Genomic DNA, 15,296 nt, shown 5'->3' with positions numbered 1-15,296 from the left:
GACTGCCCGTGTGAGCGCCGGCCTAACGGTCGAGGACGTGCAGCGCGCGGGAACCGGTGCTGAGCAACTCCGGCCCATCCTCGCCGCACACGACCACGTCGGCCACCCGGGCGCCGAAGAGGTCGGGCAGGTAGATGGCGGGCTCCAGGCAGACGGTCATCCCGGCCGCGAATTTCTCCCCGGCCGCCAGCCAGGGCGCCTCCGCCGGGCTCAGCCCGATGCCCCGGCCGGCCCGGGCGGCGGCGTAGTCGCCGTAGCCGCTGCCGTCGATGACCTCGCGGGCGGCCGTCGCGGCCTCCGCGCACGCCACTCCGGGGCGTACGCGGTCGACGGCGGCCCGCTGGGCGGCGAGGACGACCGAGTACATGGCGTCGAAGTCCTCCGGCGGCTCGGCGACCGCGAAGACCCGGGCGATCTCGGCGCAGTAGCCGTTCCAGCGTCCGCCGAGCGAGACGAGCAGCGCGTCGCCGGGGTTGATCACCCGTTCACATGGCTGGTGCCGCGCGTCGGCGGAGTGCTCGCCCGCGGCGACGAGCACGGAGGGCGCCCCTTCGCAACCCGTCTCGGCGAGCATCGCCCGGAGCCTGCGGGCCATCGCCAGTTCGGTGGCGCCGAACCACGCGAACTCGCGGGCGGCGAGCAGCACGGCGTCGGCCGCCGCGGCGGCGCGCCGCATCGCGGCCACCTCGTCGGACCGCTTGCGCAGGCGGAGCGGCGCGAGCACGGCCGAGGCGAGCACGAGCTCCGCGTCCAGACGCAGCGCGAACAGCTCGGCGGCGTGCATCTGCGGGTCCACCGCCACGCGGCGGGCCGTCGGCGGCACGAGAGCCGCCGCCTGCCGGGGGTCGTCGGCCGGGGCGGGCGGCCCGTCGAGCGCCACCACGAGGTAGCCCGCCTCCCACACGCCCGCCTCCGAGAGCCCCGCCGAGCGTGCGCGTAAATACCGGAAGTCGGGGGAGGGCCGCAGCACGAGGGCGTCGATGCCCGCTCCGGCCATCCCGGCGCGTACGTCCTCCAGTATGAGCGGGTCGATCATGACGAGGCGGACGGCTCCGGCTCGTGCAGCCAGCAGGCCACAGGGCCGAAGTCCGGTTCCCGCTCCCGGCACACGTCCATGACGAACGGGCAGCGGGGGTGGAACCGGCAGCCCGCCGGGGGATCGGCGGGGTCGGGCACGTCCCCGGGCAGCTCGGCGGGCAGCACCCCGGCGCCGTCGGGGGAGGGGATCGCGGCGAGCAGCGCCCGCGTGTACGGGTGCCTGGGGTCGGCCCAGACCTCCGCGGTCGGCCCGGTCTCCACGACCTTTCCGAGGTACATGACCGCGATCCGGTCGGCGATCAGCCGTACGACGGACAGGTCGTGGCTGATGAACAGCAGGCCCGCGCCGGACTCCACGGCGAGGTCGCGCATCAGCCGGGCGACCTGCGCCTGTGCCGAGGCGTCCAGAGCGGAGATCGGCTCGTCCCCGATCAGCAGCGAGGGCCGGGCGGCGAGCGCCCGCGCGATCGCGACGCGCTGCCGCTGCCCCCCGGAGAACTCGTGCGGGTATCGGCCGGCGAACGCGCGTGGCAGCCCGACCCGTTCGAGCAAGTCGGCGGGTTCGGTCGCGGTGTCCCCCGCCGTGCGCAGCCCGTCGGCGATCTGCGCGCCGACGCGGCGGCGCGGGTTCAGCGAGGAGTACGGATCCTGGAACACCATCTGCACGCCGGTCAGCGCCGGGTCCCTGCGGCGCAGCCCGAGGGGGCTCACCGGGTGCCCGCCGACGCGGATCCGTCCGGAGGCCGCGCCGTGCAGCCCGCACACCGCCCGGGCCAGGGTGGACTTGCCGCACCCCGACTCGCCGACCAGGCCGACCACCTCGCCGGCGGCGACGTGCAGGCTGGCCCCGGCCACGGCCCGCACGACCGGGCGGCCCGGTGTGCGGTGCTCCACGACCAGGTCCTCCACGGACAACAGGGGCCCAGTAAGAGGCACGGTCATGGCGAGTTCTCCCCAGGAGGCACGGGCAGGGCGTCGAGCAGCGAGCGGGTGTAGGGGTGGCGCGGCTCGCGCAGCACCTGAGCGCGCGGGCCGGTCTCCACGACCAGCCCGTCCTTCATCACGCTCACCTCGTCGGCGACCGCCGACATCACGCCGAGGTCGTGGGTGACGAGGAGGACGGCGAGGCCGAGGTCGTCGCACAGGCCGCGCAGCAGGCGGAGGATCCCGGCCTGCACGGTCACGTCGAGCGCGGTCGTCGGCTCGTCGGCGATGAGCACCTCGGGCTCGCAGGCCAGCGCGACGGCGATGGCGATCCGCTGCCGCATGCCGCCGGAGAACTGGTGCGGGTAGCGCTTCAGCGCCTCCTGCGGGCCGGGGATGCGCACCTTGGCGAGCAGGCCGGCGGCCCGCTCCCGCGCTTCCTTCCTGCCGATCCCCAGGTGGTGGCGCATGTGCTCGGTGAGCTGCCGCTCGACCGTCAGCATCGGGTGCAGGCTGGTCGCCGGGTCCTGGAAGACCATGGCGATCTTCGCGCCGCGCACCTCGTTGAGCTCACGGGCCGGCATCTCCAGCAGGTCCCGGCCGCCGAAATCGATCCGCCCCGACGCGCGGGAGCCGTGGGGGAGCAGGCCGAGCACGGCGAGACCGGTCATGGTCTTGCCCGAGCCGCTCTCCCCGGCGAGGCCGTGCACGCGCCCCGCCTCCAGGGTCAGGTCGACGCCGTGCAGCACGTCGTGGCCGCCGATCGACACCCGCAGCCCCTCGATCGTCAGCGCGGCCGCCCGTGATTGCGCCGTCACAGCGCACGCTCCTTGATCGCCCGGGCGGTACGCGGGTCGAGCGCGTCGCGCAGCGTGTCGCCGAGGAAGTTGAACGCGAGAACGACCGTCAGGATGGCCAGGCCGGGGAACGTCGCGACCCACCAGCTGTCGAAGACGTCCACCCCGGCGGCGACCATCGCGCCCCACTCGGGCGACGGCGGCTTGGCGCCGAGCCCGAGGAACGACAGGCCCGACAGCAGCAGCAGCGCGGTGCCGATGTCGAGGGTGGCGAGCACCAGGACGGGCCCGGTGACGTTGGGCAGCACGTCCACCCGCAGCGAGCGCCAGGCCGAAAAGCCCAGCAACCGGCCGCTCAGCACGAACTCCCGCTCCCGTACGCCGAGCACGAGGCCGCGGGTCACCCGCGCGTACGCCGGCCAGGCGACGACGAGCACGGCGAGCACCGCGTTGCCGAGGCTCGCGCCGAGCGCGGCGGCGACGACCATCGCGAGGATGACGGTGGGGAAGGCGAACACGAGGTCGGCCAGGCGCATGATCGTCTCGTCCACCCACCGGCCGAAGTATCCGGCGCAGGCGCCGAGCAGGCCGCCGATCAGCACCGACAGTGCCACGAGCAGCAGCGTGAGCGGGATGGACACCCGCGCGCCGTACATGATCCGGCTGAGGATGTCGCGGCCGAGCTGGTCGGTGCCGAGCCAGTGGCCGGGGCCGGGCGGCGCGAGCCGGGGCAGCTCCTGCGCCAGCGGGTCGTGCGGCGCGAGCACCGGCGCGGCCAGCGCGACCACGATCCAGGCCACTGCGACGACGGTGCCGACGACAGCCAGCGGCCGCCGCCACGCCTGCGGGAGCCGGCTCACGCGGGTGCGCGCGAACAGGCCGGCGCGCTTCACGAGACCCTCACTCTCGGGTCGATGACGCCGTACAGCACGTCGACGACCAGGTTGATGACGAGGTAGACCACGCCCACCACGAGGCCGACGCCCATGACGGCGGGCAGGTCGAGGGTGGTGGCGCTCTTGTAGGCGTACTGGCCGACACCCGGCCAGGCGAAGACGGCCTCCACCAGCACGGTGCCGGACAGCAGGCTGCCGAACGCAAGGCCGGCCACGGTGATGACGGGCACCAGCGCCGGGCGCAGGACGTACCGGAAGAGCACCACGCGGCCGGGCAGGCCCTTGGCGCGGGCGGCGCGTACGTAGTCCTGCCCGAGCACCTCCAGCACCGCCGAGCGGGTGAACCGCGTCAGCAGGCCGATCGTGTAGAGGGCCAGCACGAGCGCCGGAGCGGCCAGGTGGCCGACGGCGGAGGAGAACACGTCCCAGCGTCCCGACAGCAGGGAGTCGACCGTGTAGAGGCCGGTGAACTGCGGCGGCGGGGTCATCCCGGGATCGATGCGGCCGCTGCCCGGGGTGATCTGCAGCCGGAAGAAGAACACGTAGAACGCCACCAGCGCGAGCCAGAACGTCGGCACCGAGATGCCGACCAGGCTCAGCACCCGCAGCACATGGTCGGAGATTCGGTCCCGGCGCAGCGCCGCGACCACCCCGAATCCGACGCCGAGGATCAGCGAGATGAGGATGGCGGCCCCGGCCAGCTCCAGGGTGGCCGGCACGGACTCGGCGAGGTCGTCCAGCACCGGGCGGTGGCTCTGCTGGCTCGTCCCGAGGTCGCCGTGCAGCAGTCCTTCGAGGTGCATCAGGTATTGCTGCGGCAGCGGCCTGTCGAGGCCGTGGTCGGCGCGCCACTGGGCCACGATCGCCGGGTCGCCGAGCGCCCGCTGACCGAGGTTGGCCGCCACCGGGTCGCCCGGCACCAGGTTGGCCAGCACGAAGGTGACCAGCGTGATGCCCACCGCCAGCAGCAGCGCCGTGATGATCCGCCGGACCAGGAACCGGGCGAGCGGGCTGCGCACCGCCCGGCTCCCCGTACGGCGGCTACTTGGCGCCGAGGTCGGCGACATTGATCGTCCACACGGGGTGGTACTCCACACCGGTGACGGACGCCGCCGTCACGATGTTCTGGCCGGGCTGGATCAGCGGCATGAACGGACCGGTCGCGTTGAGCTTCTGCTGGAAGTCGGTGTACGCCTGCTTGCGGTCGTCGTCGGTCACCGCGGCGCCAGCCTTGTCGGCCGCGGTCTCGACGTCCTTGTCCGCGCCCGTCTTCCATCCGGCCCGCAGGCCGACCAGCTTGCCCGGGGCGAACGACAGGTAGTTGCTGGGGTCGGGGAAGTCGGGGCCCCAGTACCACAGGCCCAGCTCCTCCTTGCCGTTGCGGTAGTTGTCCAGAGCGGTGGTGACCGGAGCGGGGGTCAGCTCGACCGTGATGCCGACCTCCTTGAGGTTGGCCTGGATGCGCTCGGCCAGCGGCTGGAAGGACAGGCCGTTCACGGTCAGCTCGCTGGGGTACTCCAGCTTGACCGTGGGGTCGGACACGCCGCTCTCCGCCAGCGCCGCCTTGGCGCCCTCGACGTCGCGCTTGGCCGCCTGGTCGGCCGGGAGCGCGCCGAGGAACATCGACGGGATGATGCCCGACGCCTGCGTCGAGCCCTCGCCGGCCAGCTCCAGCAGGCCCTGGTAGTCGATGCCCTTGCGCACGGCCTCGACGAACTTGGGGTTGGAGGTGACCTTGCTGACGCCCGGGTCCTGGTTGGCGAGCACGTAGAACACCAACGCCGAGGCGGTCCGCTTGACCTGCAGGCCGCCGGAGATGCCGGTCACCTGGTCGCCGGACAGGTTCAGCGCCACCTGGCTGTCGCCGCGCTGCACGTTGAGCTTCTGCGTGGCCGACTCGACGTTGCGGATGACGACCTTGTCGTAGTACGGCTTCTTCGCGCCCCAGTACTGCGCGTTCGCCTTCAGCACGACCTGGCTGCTCACGTTGAACGACTCGATCGTGTACGGCCCCGAGCCGGCCGCGGTGGAGTTCAGGTACTGCTCGGCCTTGTCGTTCGGGTCGTTCGTCGCGCCGTGCTCCTTGGCCACCTTCGAGTTGAGGATGCCGAGGGCCGGGTTCGGCAGGATGTACGGAAGCGCCGGGTTGGGGGTCTTCGACGTCAGGGTGATGGTCGTGTCGTCGGTCTTGGCGATCTCCACGCCGTCGAGCAGGAACGACGGCGTGCCCTTCATGTCGCGCACGCGGGTGAGGGAGAACACCACGTCGTCGGCCGTCACCGGGGAGCCGTCGGCGAACTTGGCGCCCTGCCGCAGCTTGAGCGTGAGCTCCTTGCCGTCGGGCGACAGTTCGTACGACTCGGCGAGCGACGGCACCGGCTTGGTGACGTCGGCGCCTTCGAACGTGAGAAGCGTGTCGTAGGTCGCCTTGTCGACGATCAGGCCGGTCGGCTCGTAGGTCCGCCCCGGGTCCGCCGTCTTGAGGTCGAACGAGGTGTCTATCACGAGCGTCTTGCCCGCGGCGCCGCTCTGGGTGCTGCTGGACGAGCCGCCGCCGGAGCAGGCCGCGAGGGCGAGGGCGCCGGTGAGTGCAACCGGGAGCAGGCCGGCCCTCACCTGCCACGAACGGGTCGTCATTATGTGTCCTCCGAAAATTGGCCAACTCGTGGCCGTGTGGACGTTTGGTCGCCGATCGTCCAGGATTGTCCGGCAGAAAGTCCAGCTCATGCGGCCAAGCCGAGACGAATCTCCCGTGGAGGATGAACCAGTGACCGAAATGTCAAGCAACTCGGGGTCCGGGGGCGGGCCTACTGGACGGATCGGCATCGGCCTGGAGTTGGACGCCACCCATCTGAAGATCCTGGAGGTGCTGAGGGACAACGGGCGCGTCTCGGTGTCCGCCCTCGCCGAGCGGGTGGGGATCTCCCGCGCCAACGCCTACACGCGCTTCGAGGCGCTGCGCGCCGACGGCGTCATCAGGCGCTTCACGGCCGAGATCGACCACCAGCGGGCCGGCCTCGGCATCGTCGCGCTGATCTTCGTGACCGTGCGCCAGCAGATGTGGCGGCAGTTCCGCGCCCAGCTCGCGCAGATGCCGGAGGTGGAGTACTGCGCCATCACCACCGGGCAGCACGACGCCATGATCCAGGTCAGGATGGCCGACGTGGCCGAGGTGCACGCGATGGTCACCGAACGCCTGGCCAACATCCCGGCCGTCAAGGCCACCGAGACCGTGTTCATCCTCGACGAGGTGCTCAGGCGGCCGTACGTGCTGCCGAGCGACCGGGAGCGGGACCGGGGCCGCGGCGCCCCGCGGCGGCCCGGCCCTTCGCCCTCGTCGGACCCCGAGCAGGGACAGGGGCAGGGACTGCCGCTCGGCAAGATGCGGTTCGTCGGTGCGGCCGAGGGCCGCGCGGCGCTGCGTGATGCGACTTAGGGGAGACGGATCACGAGATCACTTCGGCGCAGACGCTGACGTGGGTGGCGTCGTCGCCCTCGAACTGGAACTCCTCCACCAGGCGCAGCCGGCCGTCCTGGCCCATCTCGATGCGGCTGGTGCTGCGGCCGCTCGCGCGGTCGCCGGTCTTCAGCAGGTGGACGTAGGACAGCTCGATGCGGTCGGCGTCCCGCGTGCCGACGAACCGGCCGTGGACGACGGTGTCGCCCGTGTAGTGCCCCCAGATGACGCCGCCCGACTCCTCGTACGCGAACTCGGTGGGCGCGTCGGCGTCCACCTCGCTGGCCGTGGAGCTGATCATGACGAAGCGGCGGCCGTTGAGCAGGTCTGTGTCGTTCACGACTCCACATCGTGCCGAACCGAACGAGATTCGCAACCCGCTCTGGACGTTCCGTTCACCGGACCCCGGCCGGGCGGGTGATCCGTCCAGATCACCCGCCCCGGCCGGGCCGGATCGTGAACAGGTGTCAGCGGCCGACGATCTCGGCGAGGGCGGCGAGCGCCGCTCCCCGGGCGCCGGCCATGTCGAGGTCCTCGACCAGCGTCACGGTGGCCACCCGCCGCTGCTCCTCGCGCAGCAGGGTGTGCTCGCGGACCTTCTCCAGGAACCACTCGCGGAAGTGCGGGGCCGCCTCGACCACCCCGCCGCCCAGGAAGTACGCGTCCGGGTCGGTGAAGTTGGCCGCGATGGTGAACAGCCTGCCGATGGCCATGGCCTGCTGCTCGAAGACCTTGAGCGCGAGCGGGTCGCCGTTCTCGGCGTAGGCGCGCAGCAGCTTGGCGGCCTTGCCGACGGGCTCGACCCCGTGGAGCTCGTGGCCGGGGAAGCGGGTCAGCCAGTAGGGCAGCAGGTTCTTCTCGATGCCGGTCAGCGAGGCGACGCTCTCGGCGTCCCCGACGAAGCCGCAGTTGCACTCGGGCAGCGGCTGGTCGTCCTCCAGCAGGCCCTGCAGGGGGATGTGGACGTGCCCGAGCTCGCCGGCCATCCCGGCCGCGCCCTTCACCACGTGCCCCGACTGGATGACGCCGCCGCCGAGGCCGGTGCCGACGATCGCCGAGACCGACGAGTGCTGCCAGGCGTCCGGCCCGAAGCGCACGTGGTGGGAGTAGAGGGCCGCGGCGTTGCCGTCGTTGTTGTAGACGACCGGCAGCCCCAGCCGGGCCTCCAGGGCCCCGCGGAAGTCGAAGCCGAACCAGCCGGGATCGACGAAGTTGGTCGCGCCCTTCGAGGAGATCACACCGTCGGCGCTGGCCGGGCCGGGGGTGTCCAGGCCCACCGCGCGTACGGTGGAGCGCGGCGTGCCGGTCAGCTCCAGCACGTTGTCGAGGGCGAGCAGAAGCTGCTCGACCGCTGTCTCAGGACCCTCCCGTACGAGGCTGGGGGTCTCGACCATCCGGTCCACGAGGAACCGCCCGGAGGCGTCGAGAACGGTCGCGTTGTTGCTTGTGCCGCCGTTGTCGAGCCCGACTACGACCCAGGACCCTGCATCTGCCATTGGGGGTTGTCCTTTGCGTTCGCGCGTGTCAGTGCGAAGACTACGAGAGTCGGGCGCTCGGGGGCACCGGCCGGGGCGGAACGGGCGGAGCGCGTGCCGCACGCGGGCGCGCGGGGGTTGGGGCGCGAAGGCGCGCGGGTGCGCACGGTGAAAGATTCAGTTCGCGCCGTCGCCCGCGCCAGGTCGTCTCCGGCCGCCGCCGTGCCCGTGAGCTGCGCGGGCGTCGTCGCGGCGCGGGCGGGCCCGGTCCGGGAGCGGCGGCGTCCGTTGACCGGTTCCGCGACGCGGAGAAAACATCTGCGTCCGGGGGCCGCAGCGTCGCGACCCATCTGTCCCAGTGGCCGCGGCCCCGAGCGGGAGCGCCTGCCCTCGCCCGTCCGTGCGTGTCCCGGGGGCGCGGCGCGCGAGCCGGGCGGCGTGCCGTACGTGCAGATGCGCAGAAATCGAGGTACGCATGAAGCAGTTTCGTCCCGTCCGAGGGCTTCGCCCCGCCCGCGGCCTGCCGGGCTCTCCGGCGGCGCGCCTGGTCGCGGCCCTGGCCGCGCTGGTCGCCGGCCTCGTGGTCGTGCTGGTGCCCGGCGCCGCCTCCGCGGCTCCCGTCTGCAAGGTGGACTACACGACCAACCAGTGGCCGGGCGGCTTCACCGCGTCGGTGCGGCTCACCAACCTCGGCTCGGCGATCAGCGGATGGACGCTGCGCTGGACGGCGGGCACCGGCCAGCAGATCACCAACGCCTGGAACGCCCAGGTCAGCCAGTCGGGTGCGACCGTGACCGCGGTCAACGTCGACTGGAACGGCTCGCTGGCCACGGGCGGCACCGCCGACTTCGGGTTCCAGGGCACCTGGTCGGGCAGCCTCACGCCGCCGTCCGACTGGTCGCTGAACGGCGTGCCGTGCGGCGGCACCTCCTCGCCATCGCCTTCGCCTTCGCCGTCCCCGACCGTGGACGCGTCGCCGTCGCCGTCGCGGTTTCCCTCGCCGTCCGCCTCGCCGTCTGCCTCCCCGTCCCCCTCGGCGTCTCCTTCGCCCTCGCCCAGCCCGTCGGTGACGCCCCCGCCGTCCGGCTGCTCGGGGACCGGCCTGGTCGTCTGCTCCGGCTTCGAGGACCAGTCGGGCACGCCGTCGGGTGAGTGGCAGGTGACCACCCCCAACTGCCAGGGGACCGGCACCGCCACGATCGACACGACGACCGCGCACAGCGGCGGCAGGTCGCTGCGGATCAACGGCGGCGGCGGTTACTGCAACCACGTCTTCGCCGCCACCACCAAGAACGTCTCCGCCATCTCGCCCGTGGTGTACGGGCGCATGTGGGTGCGGCACACGACCGCTCTCCCGGCGACCCACGTCTCGATGATCACGATGTCGGACTCCAGGGACGGCGGCAAGGACCTGCGGATCGGCGGCCAGAACGGCGCCCTTCAGTGGAACCGGGAGTCCGACGACGCCACGCTCCCCGAGCAGAGCCCCTCCGGCGTCGCGCTCAGCAGCCCGCTGCCGGTCAACCGCTGGGTCTGCCTGCGCTTCCAGATCGACACCACCCAGCAGGCCATGCGTACGTACCTGGACGACCAGGAGATCACCGGCCTGCGGGTGGACGGCACGCCCACCCAGGACGTGGACGCCCAGTGGCTGCGCCGCTCCACCGCGCCGCGGCCCACGACGTTCCGCCTGGGCTGGGAGAGCTACGGCGGCGACGCGGACACCCTCTGGTACGACGACGTGGCGCTGGGGTCGAGCCCGATCGGCTGCTGATCACCTCACGGCAGGGGTAGATAGCCGGGTGTCCGCCATGTGCGGTCAGGCTCGACCGTGGTCCCGTTTCGTCCGGCGCCCGGCCTCCCGGGGGAGGCCGGGCGCCGCATCCGAGGGGAGAGGGACATGACCGACGTGCAGCACCCGATGCCCGAACTGATGAAGGAAGGCGACGTCGTCGACCTGCTCGTCCACCAGCACTCGCTGATCAGGGACATGTTCGACGAGGTGGAGCACGCCGCGCCAGGCGAGCGCCACGAGCCGTTCCGGCGGCTGGTGCGCATGCTGGCCGTCCACGAGACGGCGGAGGAGGAGATCGTCCACCCCTACACGCGGCTGCGGGTGGACGGGGGAGCGGGCGTGGTGGCCGACCGGCTCAAGGAGGAGCGCGAGGCCAAGGAGATCCTCAGCAGGCTCGACGAGATGGGCCCGGAGCACCCCGGCTTCATGCCCGAGCTGAACAAACTGCGGATGGCCGTGCTCGCGCACGCGCGGGCCGAGGAGCGTTACGAGTTCACCAGGCTCCGGGCCGAGACGACGGCGGCCGAGCGGCGGGCGATGGCGCTCGGCGTCCGGGCCGCCGAGGCGATGGCACCGACCCGTCCGCACCCGGGGGTGGAGTCGATGACGAGGAACCTGCTGCTGGGCCCGCCCGCAGCGATCATGGATCGCGCACGCGACCTGATCCGCCAGGCGCTGCGCAGGTAGGGCCCGATCCCCGGCCCGGGTCCGTACGCGTACGTGCGGAGCCGGGCCGGGACCCGCCCTCAGTGGGCGCGCAGGCTGTAGAGGGGGTGGGTGCCCTCGGTCTCCAGGCGGTACTCGTCGCCCGACCTGGCGCGGTTCTCGTCGATGACGCGCTCGCTGGGCGGTTCCTCCCCGCCCATGAGCTGCTCCTGCCAGCGCTGGAACCGCTCGTGGGCCTCCTGGACGTACCCGGTGCCCAGAGTCGTGTAGTCGATCTGCGTGGCGATCAGCTCGCGCAGGTACTCCTTGTTGGGCTCGAACGTCACCGGCTTGGGCAGCGCGGGAGCCACCAGCTGCTCCGGATCGCGCCCGTCGTGCTTGCGGAACAGGTCGGCGGCGATCCGCAGGTGCTCCAGTTCCATGTTCAGATGCAGCTCCCAGATCGCCTTGATCCTCGGGTCCGACTCGGTCTCCATGAACGAGTGGTACAGGTAGCACTCGTTGTACTCGTGGTTGAGCCACTGCTCCCACCACGTCTCACCCGGATCGAGCAGCGACTCGTAATGCGTGACGTGCTCTTCCTCGATCAGCCCGATCTCCTGGTAGAGCTGCCGCGCGATCGGCTCCATGTACATCGGGCCGACGTTCATGTAGAAGTTCATCGTCTGCTGCTCGGCGGACATGACGGTCAACGCGTGCAGCTTCGAGATCGGCTTCGCCTTCTCCCGGTCGTAGTGCTCGCGCACGTTGTCGATCGGATGGCGGTGATGCATCTTCGTCGGCCGGCCGGGCATCACCTCGGTCAGCCGGTCTACGATCTTCTCGGCCTTGCGGTGCTCGATCATCTCGTAGAGGTTGGCGTACCGGTACAGATGGTCGAAGTCCTCCAGCACGCCGAACTGGTAGGCCTGCTTGAGGTAGGGGTCGGGCTCCATCCGGGCCACCCAGGCGGTCAGGTCCACCGCCACCTGCTCGTAGGCGAGGGTCGTCTCCAGCACCGAGGCCAGCCCGGGCAGCAGCCAGTTGACCGCCTTCTGCTGCTGGGCCTCGATGTAGCGCACCTCCGCCAGGCGCTGCCGCACCTCCAGGTCAGGGCAGCGCCTGGCGAAATGATGGCTGAACATGATCGCTTCGATCTCGATGCCGTTCATCGTGATGATCCGGCACCGCGTGTAGGGATCGGCGCGGTCGGGATCGATCGGCGTCACATTCAGCTCGCGCCAGTTGCGCAGCTGCCGATCCAGCGGAATCCCTCGCTCCTTCAGCGGATTGAACGTCATCTCGGTGCTCCTCCCCACGATTGGCGCTGGGCGTACCCAAACCGTGGAATGCGACAAACGTGGACATTCGGAGCCTTTGGCCGGGATTGTCATCCGGTGGCATGGGGGCCGTCAGCCGCTGGACGCCGTCGCGGAATGTGGGTCGCCGACCTTCTTCGACTGGGATGAGCCCCGCTCACGCAGGAAGATCGCCAGCAGGACCATCGAGGCGACCGCCAGGAACTCCGACTGCCAGTTCTGCAGCGTGCGGTTCCAGAAGTCGGCGGAGGTCACGTAGCCGCCCCAGCCGACCGGGTCCTCCAGCTGGGCGAGCTGCTCGTGGTTGTAGGCCGCGAGACCGGCCACCGACTGGGCCAGCCAGGACAGCACGAAGAGCAGGCCCATCGCGATGCCCAGCGAGTGGCTGAAGACCGCCCGTCGCCAGCCTGCCGCCGCCGCCCACGCGGGGGAGCCGGGCTCGGCATACCGGCCGACCTTCTGCTCGGCGTCGGACTGCAGGCCCTCCTCGCCGCTCTTCTTCGACTCCGGCGAGCCGCGCTGGACCAGCCAGACGGTGACGAGGATGTAGAGGAAGAACTGCAGATACTCCGACTGCCAGTTCTCGGCCACGTCGACGGCGAAGGCCGACGAGGTGACGTACTCGGCCCACGTGACGGGGAAACCGCCGTTCGCCACCTGCTCCTCGTTGAACGCCGCCGCGCCCGCCGCCGACTGCCCGGCCAGGCTCAGCAGGAACAGCAGCAGGAAGCACAGCGCGAGCGCGTTGTCCCTGACCAGACGCCTCACCTGCCGCTACCTCCCCGCCAGGCCGACGACGATCACGTACGTGAGGACCAGCGCGATCGTGACCAGCAGCACCGCGTAGAGCGTGCGCGCACCGTTCAAGCCTCCACCTCGCATTCGTACGGCTGCTCTGTGCGGGGTTCGCAGCCCGCGGCCCGCACGCGCCAGCCGTCGGGGAAGCGGTGCAGGAAGAGCGTGTCGCCGTCCACCCGCACCTGTGCCTCGTCGCCCCACACCTCCACGCCGCGTACGGCGCCCGCCCGCAGGCCGGCCGACACGATCTGCTTCTCGCAGTCGTCCAGCGACCGTGCGGCCCTGGGGGCAAGGAGGAGGCACGCCTGTCCTCCCCGGCCCTCCCCGGCCGCGGACAGGAACCGCTGCGCCGTCGCGGTGACCGAGGCGTTGTCCGCCGAGGCGCACCCCGCGGCGACCAGCGCGAGGCAGACGACCGCCGTTGCTCGTATGCCCATGGACCGCGACTACCCGGGAGACGAAAGTGAAACCTGAACGGAGTTTCCGCCCGGTGATATGGGATTAATCACCCGGCATGCGTAATATAGGCGAGGCCGGAAGTGGTTCCGGATAGGGTCGTCTCACCAGCGGAGGTGGGACCCTTGCACGACTTCCAGGTGTCGGTGGCGCAGTCGCCTCCCTTCACTCTCGTCACCCTCAGCGGCGAACTCGATGTGATCACGGTCCCCAAGCTGCGTGAGCGGGTGGCCCCCCTCCTGGCCCGTCCCGCGACGCGCATCCTGTTCGACGTGGAGAAGCTGCGGTTCATCGACAGCGCCGGCATGAGGGTGCTCATCGACGCCTGCGTCCGCACCCCGCCGAAGGACGGTGACGGCGCCGTCTGCGGGATGAGCCCGCAGATGCGCCACCTGTTCTCGCTGCTCGGCCTCATCTCGAGGCTCACCGTGTATCCGACCCGCGCCGACGCGATGCGCCATCCGGAGGCCATGCCCCCTGACACGGCCCAGATGAACTGACCGGCCGGCGCGGAACCGGCTCGTCACAAGATCGTCTGCCACCAGCCGTCCACCGGCGGCGGGTCGTCGACCGTGACGCGCTCGCCCGGTCGCGGCACCACGATGCGCACGTCGCGTGCCTTGGCCTCCCGCCACAGCTGGTCGATCGGGTCGTTCCAAGCGTGCGGGGCGAGCGAGAACGTGCCCCAGTGCACCGGCAGCAGCACCCGGGCGCGTACGTCGAGGTGGGTGAGGATCGCCTCCTCGGGCGTCATGTGGATGTCCGGCCAGCCCTTGCTGTAGGCACCGATCTGGATCACCGACAGGTCGAACGGCCCGTGCGCCTCGCCGATCGCCGCGTACCCATCGAAGTAGCCCGAGTCGCCGGTGTAGAAGACCCGCCTGCGCTCACCCGCGACGACCCAGGAGGCCCAGAGGGTCTGGTCCCGGCGGAACCCGCGGCCGGAGAAGTGACGGCCGGGGGTCGCCACGAACCGGAGACCGGACACCGTGGCCTCTTCGTTCCAGTCGAGCTCGACGATCCTGGACGCGGGCACCCGCCACCGTTCGAGATGGGCGCCGACCCCGAGCGGCACCAGGAACGGCGCGGACTGCGTGCGGGCCAGCAGACGCACCGTGTCCATGTCGAGGTGGTCGTAGTGGTCGTGCGAGATGACGATCGCGTCGAGCTCGGGCAGCTCGTACAGCGGCACCGGCGGAGGGTGCAGACGACGCGGCCCGGTGAACGACGCCGGGGAGCAACGCTCGCTCCACACCGGGTCGAGCAGCACCCGCCGCCCCTCGATCTCGATCAGCGCCGAGGAGTGGCCGTACCAGACGGCGTCGAGGTCGCCGCCCCGGGACGGGCCGGGAGTCATCAGGGGCACGGGCAGGCGGGGCTTGCGCTGCGTCCGGCGGAGGAACTCGCGGGCGACCTGCCGCCCGGTCCCCGGCGGGAGGACGGGACTCGGCGTCGTGTTGCGGAACGCGCCGTCGCGGAACTGTCTGGAGCGCCGCACCCGCAGCGCCCGCTCGCCCGACGGCCGCGCCCCCAGCGCGGCGGGGACGTTCCGTATCGCCCACACCGCCGCCGCCAGGGCGGCCGCTCCCGCGACGAGCCCCACGCGACGGCCCAGGTCACCATTTCTCAATCCACCGGTCTTCAACGGCAATCTCCTTGCTGGGTTCTGCCGATCAGACTAGGCAATCTCCGCGCA

Annotated in this window: 16 protein-coding genes; 4 read left to right on the top strand and 12 right to left on the bottom strand. The window is 71.4% G+C overall.

All coding sequences use genetic code 11. From position 1 onward, the window contains the following. Positions 1 to 22 precede the first annotated feature (22 nt). The 6 genes from ACQEVJ_RS23915 to ACQEVJ_RS23890 are packed head-to-tail and all read right to left on the bottom strand — an operon-like array spanning position 23 to position 6,292. On the bottom strand, positions 23 to 1,036 hold the full coding sequence (locus ACQEVJ_RS23915) for a M24 family metallopeptidase (RefSeq protein ID WP_433104531.1): 1,014 nt from the start codon (positions 1,034 to 1,036) through the stop codon (positions 23 to 25). Further along, positions 1,033 to 1,980: an ABC transporter ATP-binding protein gene (locus ACQEVJ_RS23910; RefSeq protein WP_433104529.1), complete on the bottom strand. Its 948-nt coding sequence runs from the start codon at positions 1,978 to 1,980 to the stop codon at positions 1,033 to 1,035. The genes ACQEVJ_RS23915 and ACQEVJ_RS23910 overlap by 4 nt, the downstream gene beginning before the upstream one ends. Then, positions 1,977 to 2,780, bottom strand: a complete 804-nt coding sequence (locus ACQEVJ_RS23905; RefSeq protein WP_433104527.1) for an ABC transporter ATP-binding protein — start codon at positions 2,778 to 2,780, stop codon at positions 1,977 to 1,979. The genes ACQEVJ_RS23910 and ACQEVJ_RS23905 overlap by 4 nt, the downstream gene beginning before the upstream one ends. Next, positions 2,777 to 3,652 (bottom strand): ABC transporter permease, encoded by an 876-nt coding sequence (locus ACQEVJ_RS23900; protein WP_433104525.1) that lies wholly within the window; start codon positions 3,650 to 3,652, stop codon positions 2,777 to 2,779. Before ACQEVJ_RS23900 ends, ACQEVJ_RS23905 begins: the two co-directional genes overlap by 4 nt. Beyond that, complete coding sequence (locus ACQEVJ_RS23895) at positions 3,649 to 4,674, bottom strand: ABC transporter permease (protein WP_433104523.1); 1,026 nt, start codon at positions 4,672 to 4,674, stop codon at positions 3,649 to 3,651. The genes ACQEVJ_RS23900 and ACQEVJ_RS23895 overlap by 4 nt, the downstream gene beginning before the upstream one ends. A 22-nt stretch (positions 4,675 to 4,696) precedes the next feature. Continuing rightward, positions 4,697 to 6,292, bottom strand: coding sequence for an ABC transporter substrate-binding protein (locus tag ACQEVJ_RS23890; protein ID WP_433104521.1), 1,596 nt, complete (start codon positions 6,290 to 6,292; stop codon positions 4,697 to 4,699). A gap of 139 nt (positions 6,293 to 6,431) precedes the next feature. Between ACQEVJ_RS23890 and ACQEVJ_RS23885 the strand changes: the two genes are divergently transcribed. After that, complete coding sequence (locus ACQEVJ_RS23885; protein ID WP_433112937.1) at positions 6,432 to 7,091, top strand: Lrp/AsnC family transcriptional regulator; 660 nt, start codon at positions 6,432 to 6,434, stop codon at positions 7,089 to 7,091. 10 nt (positions 7,092 to 7,101) lie between these two features. On the opposite strand, the gene ACQEVJ_RS23880 is transcribed toward ACQEVJ_RS23885, so the two are convergent. Further along, the gene (locus ACQEVJ_RS23880; RefSeq protein ID WP_433104519.1) at positions 7,102 to 7,452 is read right to left on the bottom strand and encodes a hypothetical protein; all 351 of its coding nucleotides are present in this window, start codon (positions 7,450 to 7,452) and stop codon (positions 7,102 to 7,104) included. A gap of 127 nt (positions 7,453 to 7,579) precedes the next feature. After that, positions 7,580 to 8,608 carry an ROK family protein gene (locus tag ACQEVJ_RS23875; RefSeq protein WP_433104517.1) on the bottom strand — a complete coding sequence of 343 codons (1,029 nt, stop codon included), beginning with the start codon at positions 8,606 to 8,608 and terminating at the stop codon, positions 7,580 to 7,582. A gap of 454 nt (positions 8,609 to 9,062) precedes the next feature. Between ACQEVJ_RS23875 and ACQEVJ_RS23870 the strand changes: the two genes are divergently transcribed. Together ACQEVJ_RS23870 and ACQEVJ_RS23865 are read left to right on the top strand one after the other, a co-directional pair. After that, entirely contained in the window at positions 9,063 to 10,361 is a 1,299-nt protein-coding gene (locus ACQEVJ_RS23870; protein WP_433104515.1) for a cellulose-binding domain-containing protein, read from the top strand. A 126-nt stretch (positions 10,362 to 10,487) separates the two neighbouring features. Further along, entirely contained in the window at positions 10,488 to 11,069 is a 582-nt protein-coding gene (locus ACQEVJ_RS23865; RefSeq protein WP_433104513.1) for a hemerythrin domain-containing protein, read from the top strand. Between the two features lie 59 nt (positions 11,070 to 11,128). Here ACQEVJ_RS23865 and ACQEVJ_RS23860 read toward each other — a convergent pair whose 3' ends face one another. The 3 genes from ACQEVJ_RS23860 to ACQEVJ_RS23850 all read right to left on the bottom strand — a co-directional run bounded on the left by ACQEVJ_RS23860 (position 11,129) and on the right by ACQEVJ_RS23850 (position 13,581). Further along, the gene (locus ACQEVJ_RS23860) at positions 11,129 to 12,328 is read right to left on the bottom strand and encodes a hypothetical protein (protein ID WP_433104511.1); all 1,200 of its coding nucleotides are present in this window, start codon (positions 12,326 to 12,328) and stop codon (positions 11,129 to 11,131) included. 111 nt (positions 12,329 to 12,439) lie between these two features. Continuing rightward, positions 12,440 to 13,114 (bottom strand): DUF6766 family protein, encoded by a 675-nt coding sequence (locus ACQEVJ_RS23855; RefSeq protein WP_433104509.1) that lies wholly within the window; start codon positions 13,112 to 13,114, stop codon positions 12,440 to 12,442. A 95-nt stretch (positions 13,115 to 13,209) separates the two neighbouring features. After that, the gene (locus ACQEVJ_RS23850; RefSeq protein WP_433104508.1) at positions 13,210 to 13,581 is read right to left on the bottom strand and encodes a hypothetical protein; all 372 of its coding nucleotides are present in this window, start codon (positions 13,579 to 13,581) and stop codon (positions 13,210 to 13,212) included. Positions 13,582 to 13,725: 144 nt separating this feature from the next. On the opposite strand from ACQEVJ_RS23850, the gene ACQEVJ_RS23845 reads away from it, so the two are divergent. Next, complete coding sequence (locus tag ACQEVJ_RS23845) at positions 13,726 to 14,100, top strand: STAS domain-containing protein (RefSeq protein ID WP_433104506.1); 375 nt, start codon at positions 13,726 to 13,728, stop codon at positions 14,098 to 14,100. 23 nt (positions 14,101 to 14,123) lie between these two features. Here the strand turns inward: ACQEVJ_RS23845 and ACQEVJ_RS23840 are convergent, their stop codons facing one another. Continuing rightward, the gene (locus ACQEVJ_RS23840) at positions 14,124 to 15,230 is read right to left on the bottom strand and encodes an MBL fold metallo-hydrolase (RefSeq protein ID WP_433104504.1); all 1,107 of its coding nucleotides are present in this window, start codon (positions 15,228 to 15,230) and stop codon (positions 14,124 to 14,126) included. Positions 15,231 to 15,296 lie beyond the last annotated feature (66 nt).

It is taken from the genome of Microbispora sp. CA-102843 (assembly GCF_050936215.1).
GTDB lineage: Bacteria > Actinomycetota > Actinomycetes > Streptosporangiales > Streptosporangiaceae > Microbispora.
This window is presented reverse-complemented; position numbering and strand designations above follow the sequence as displayed.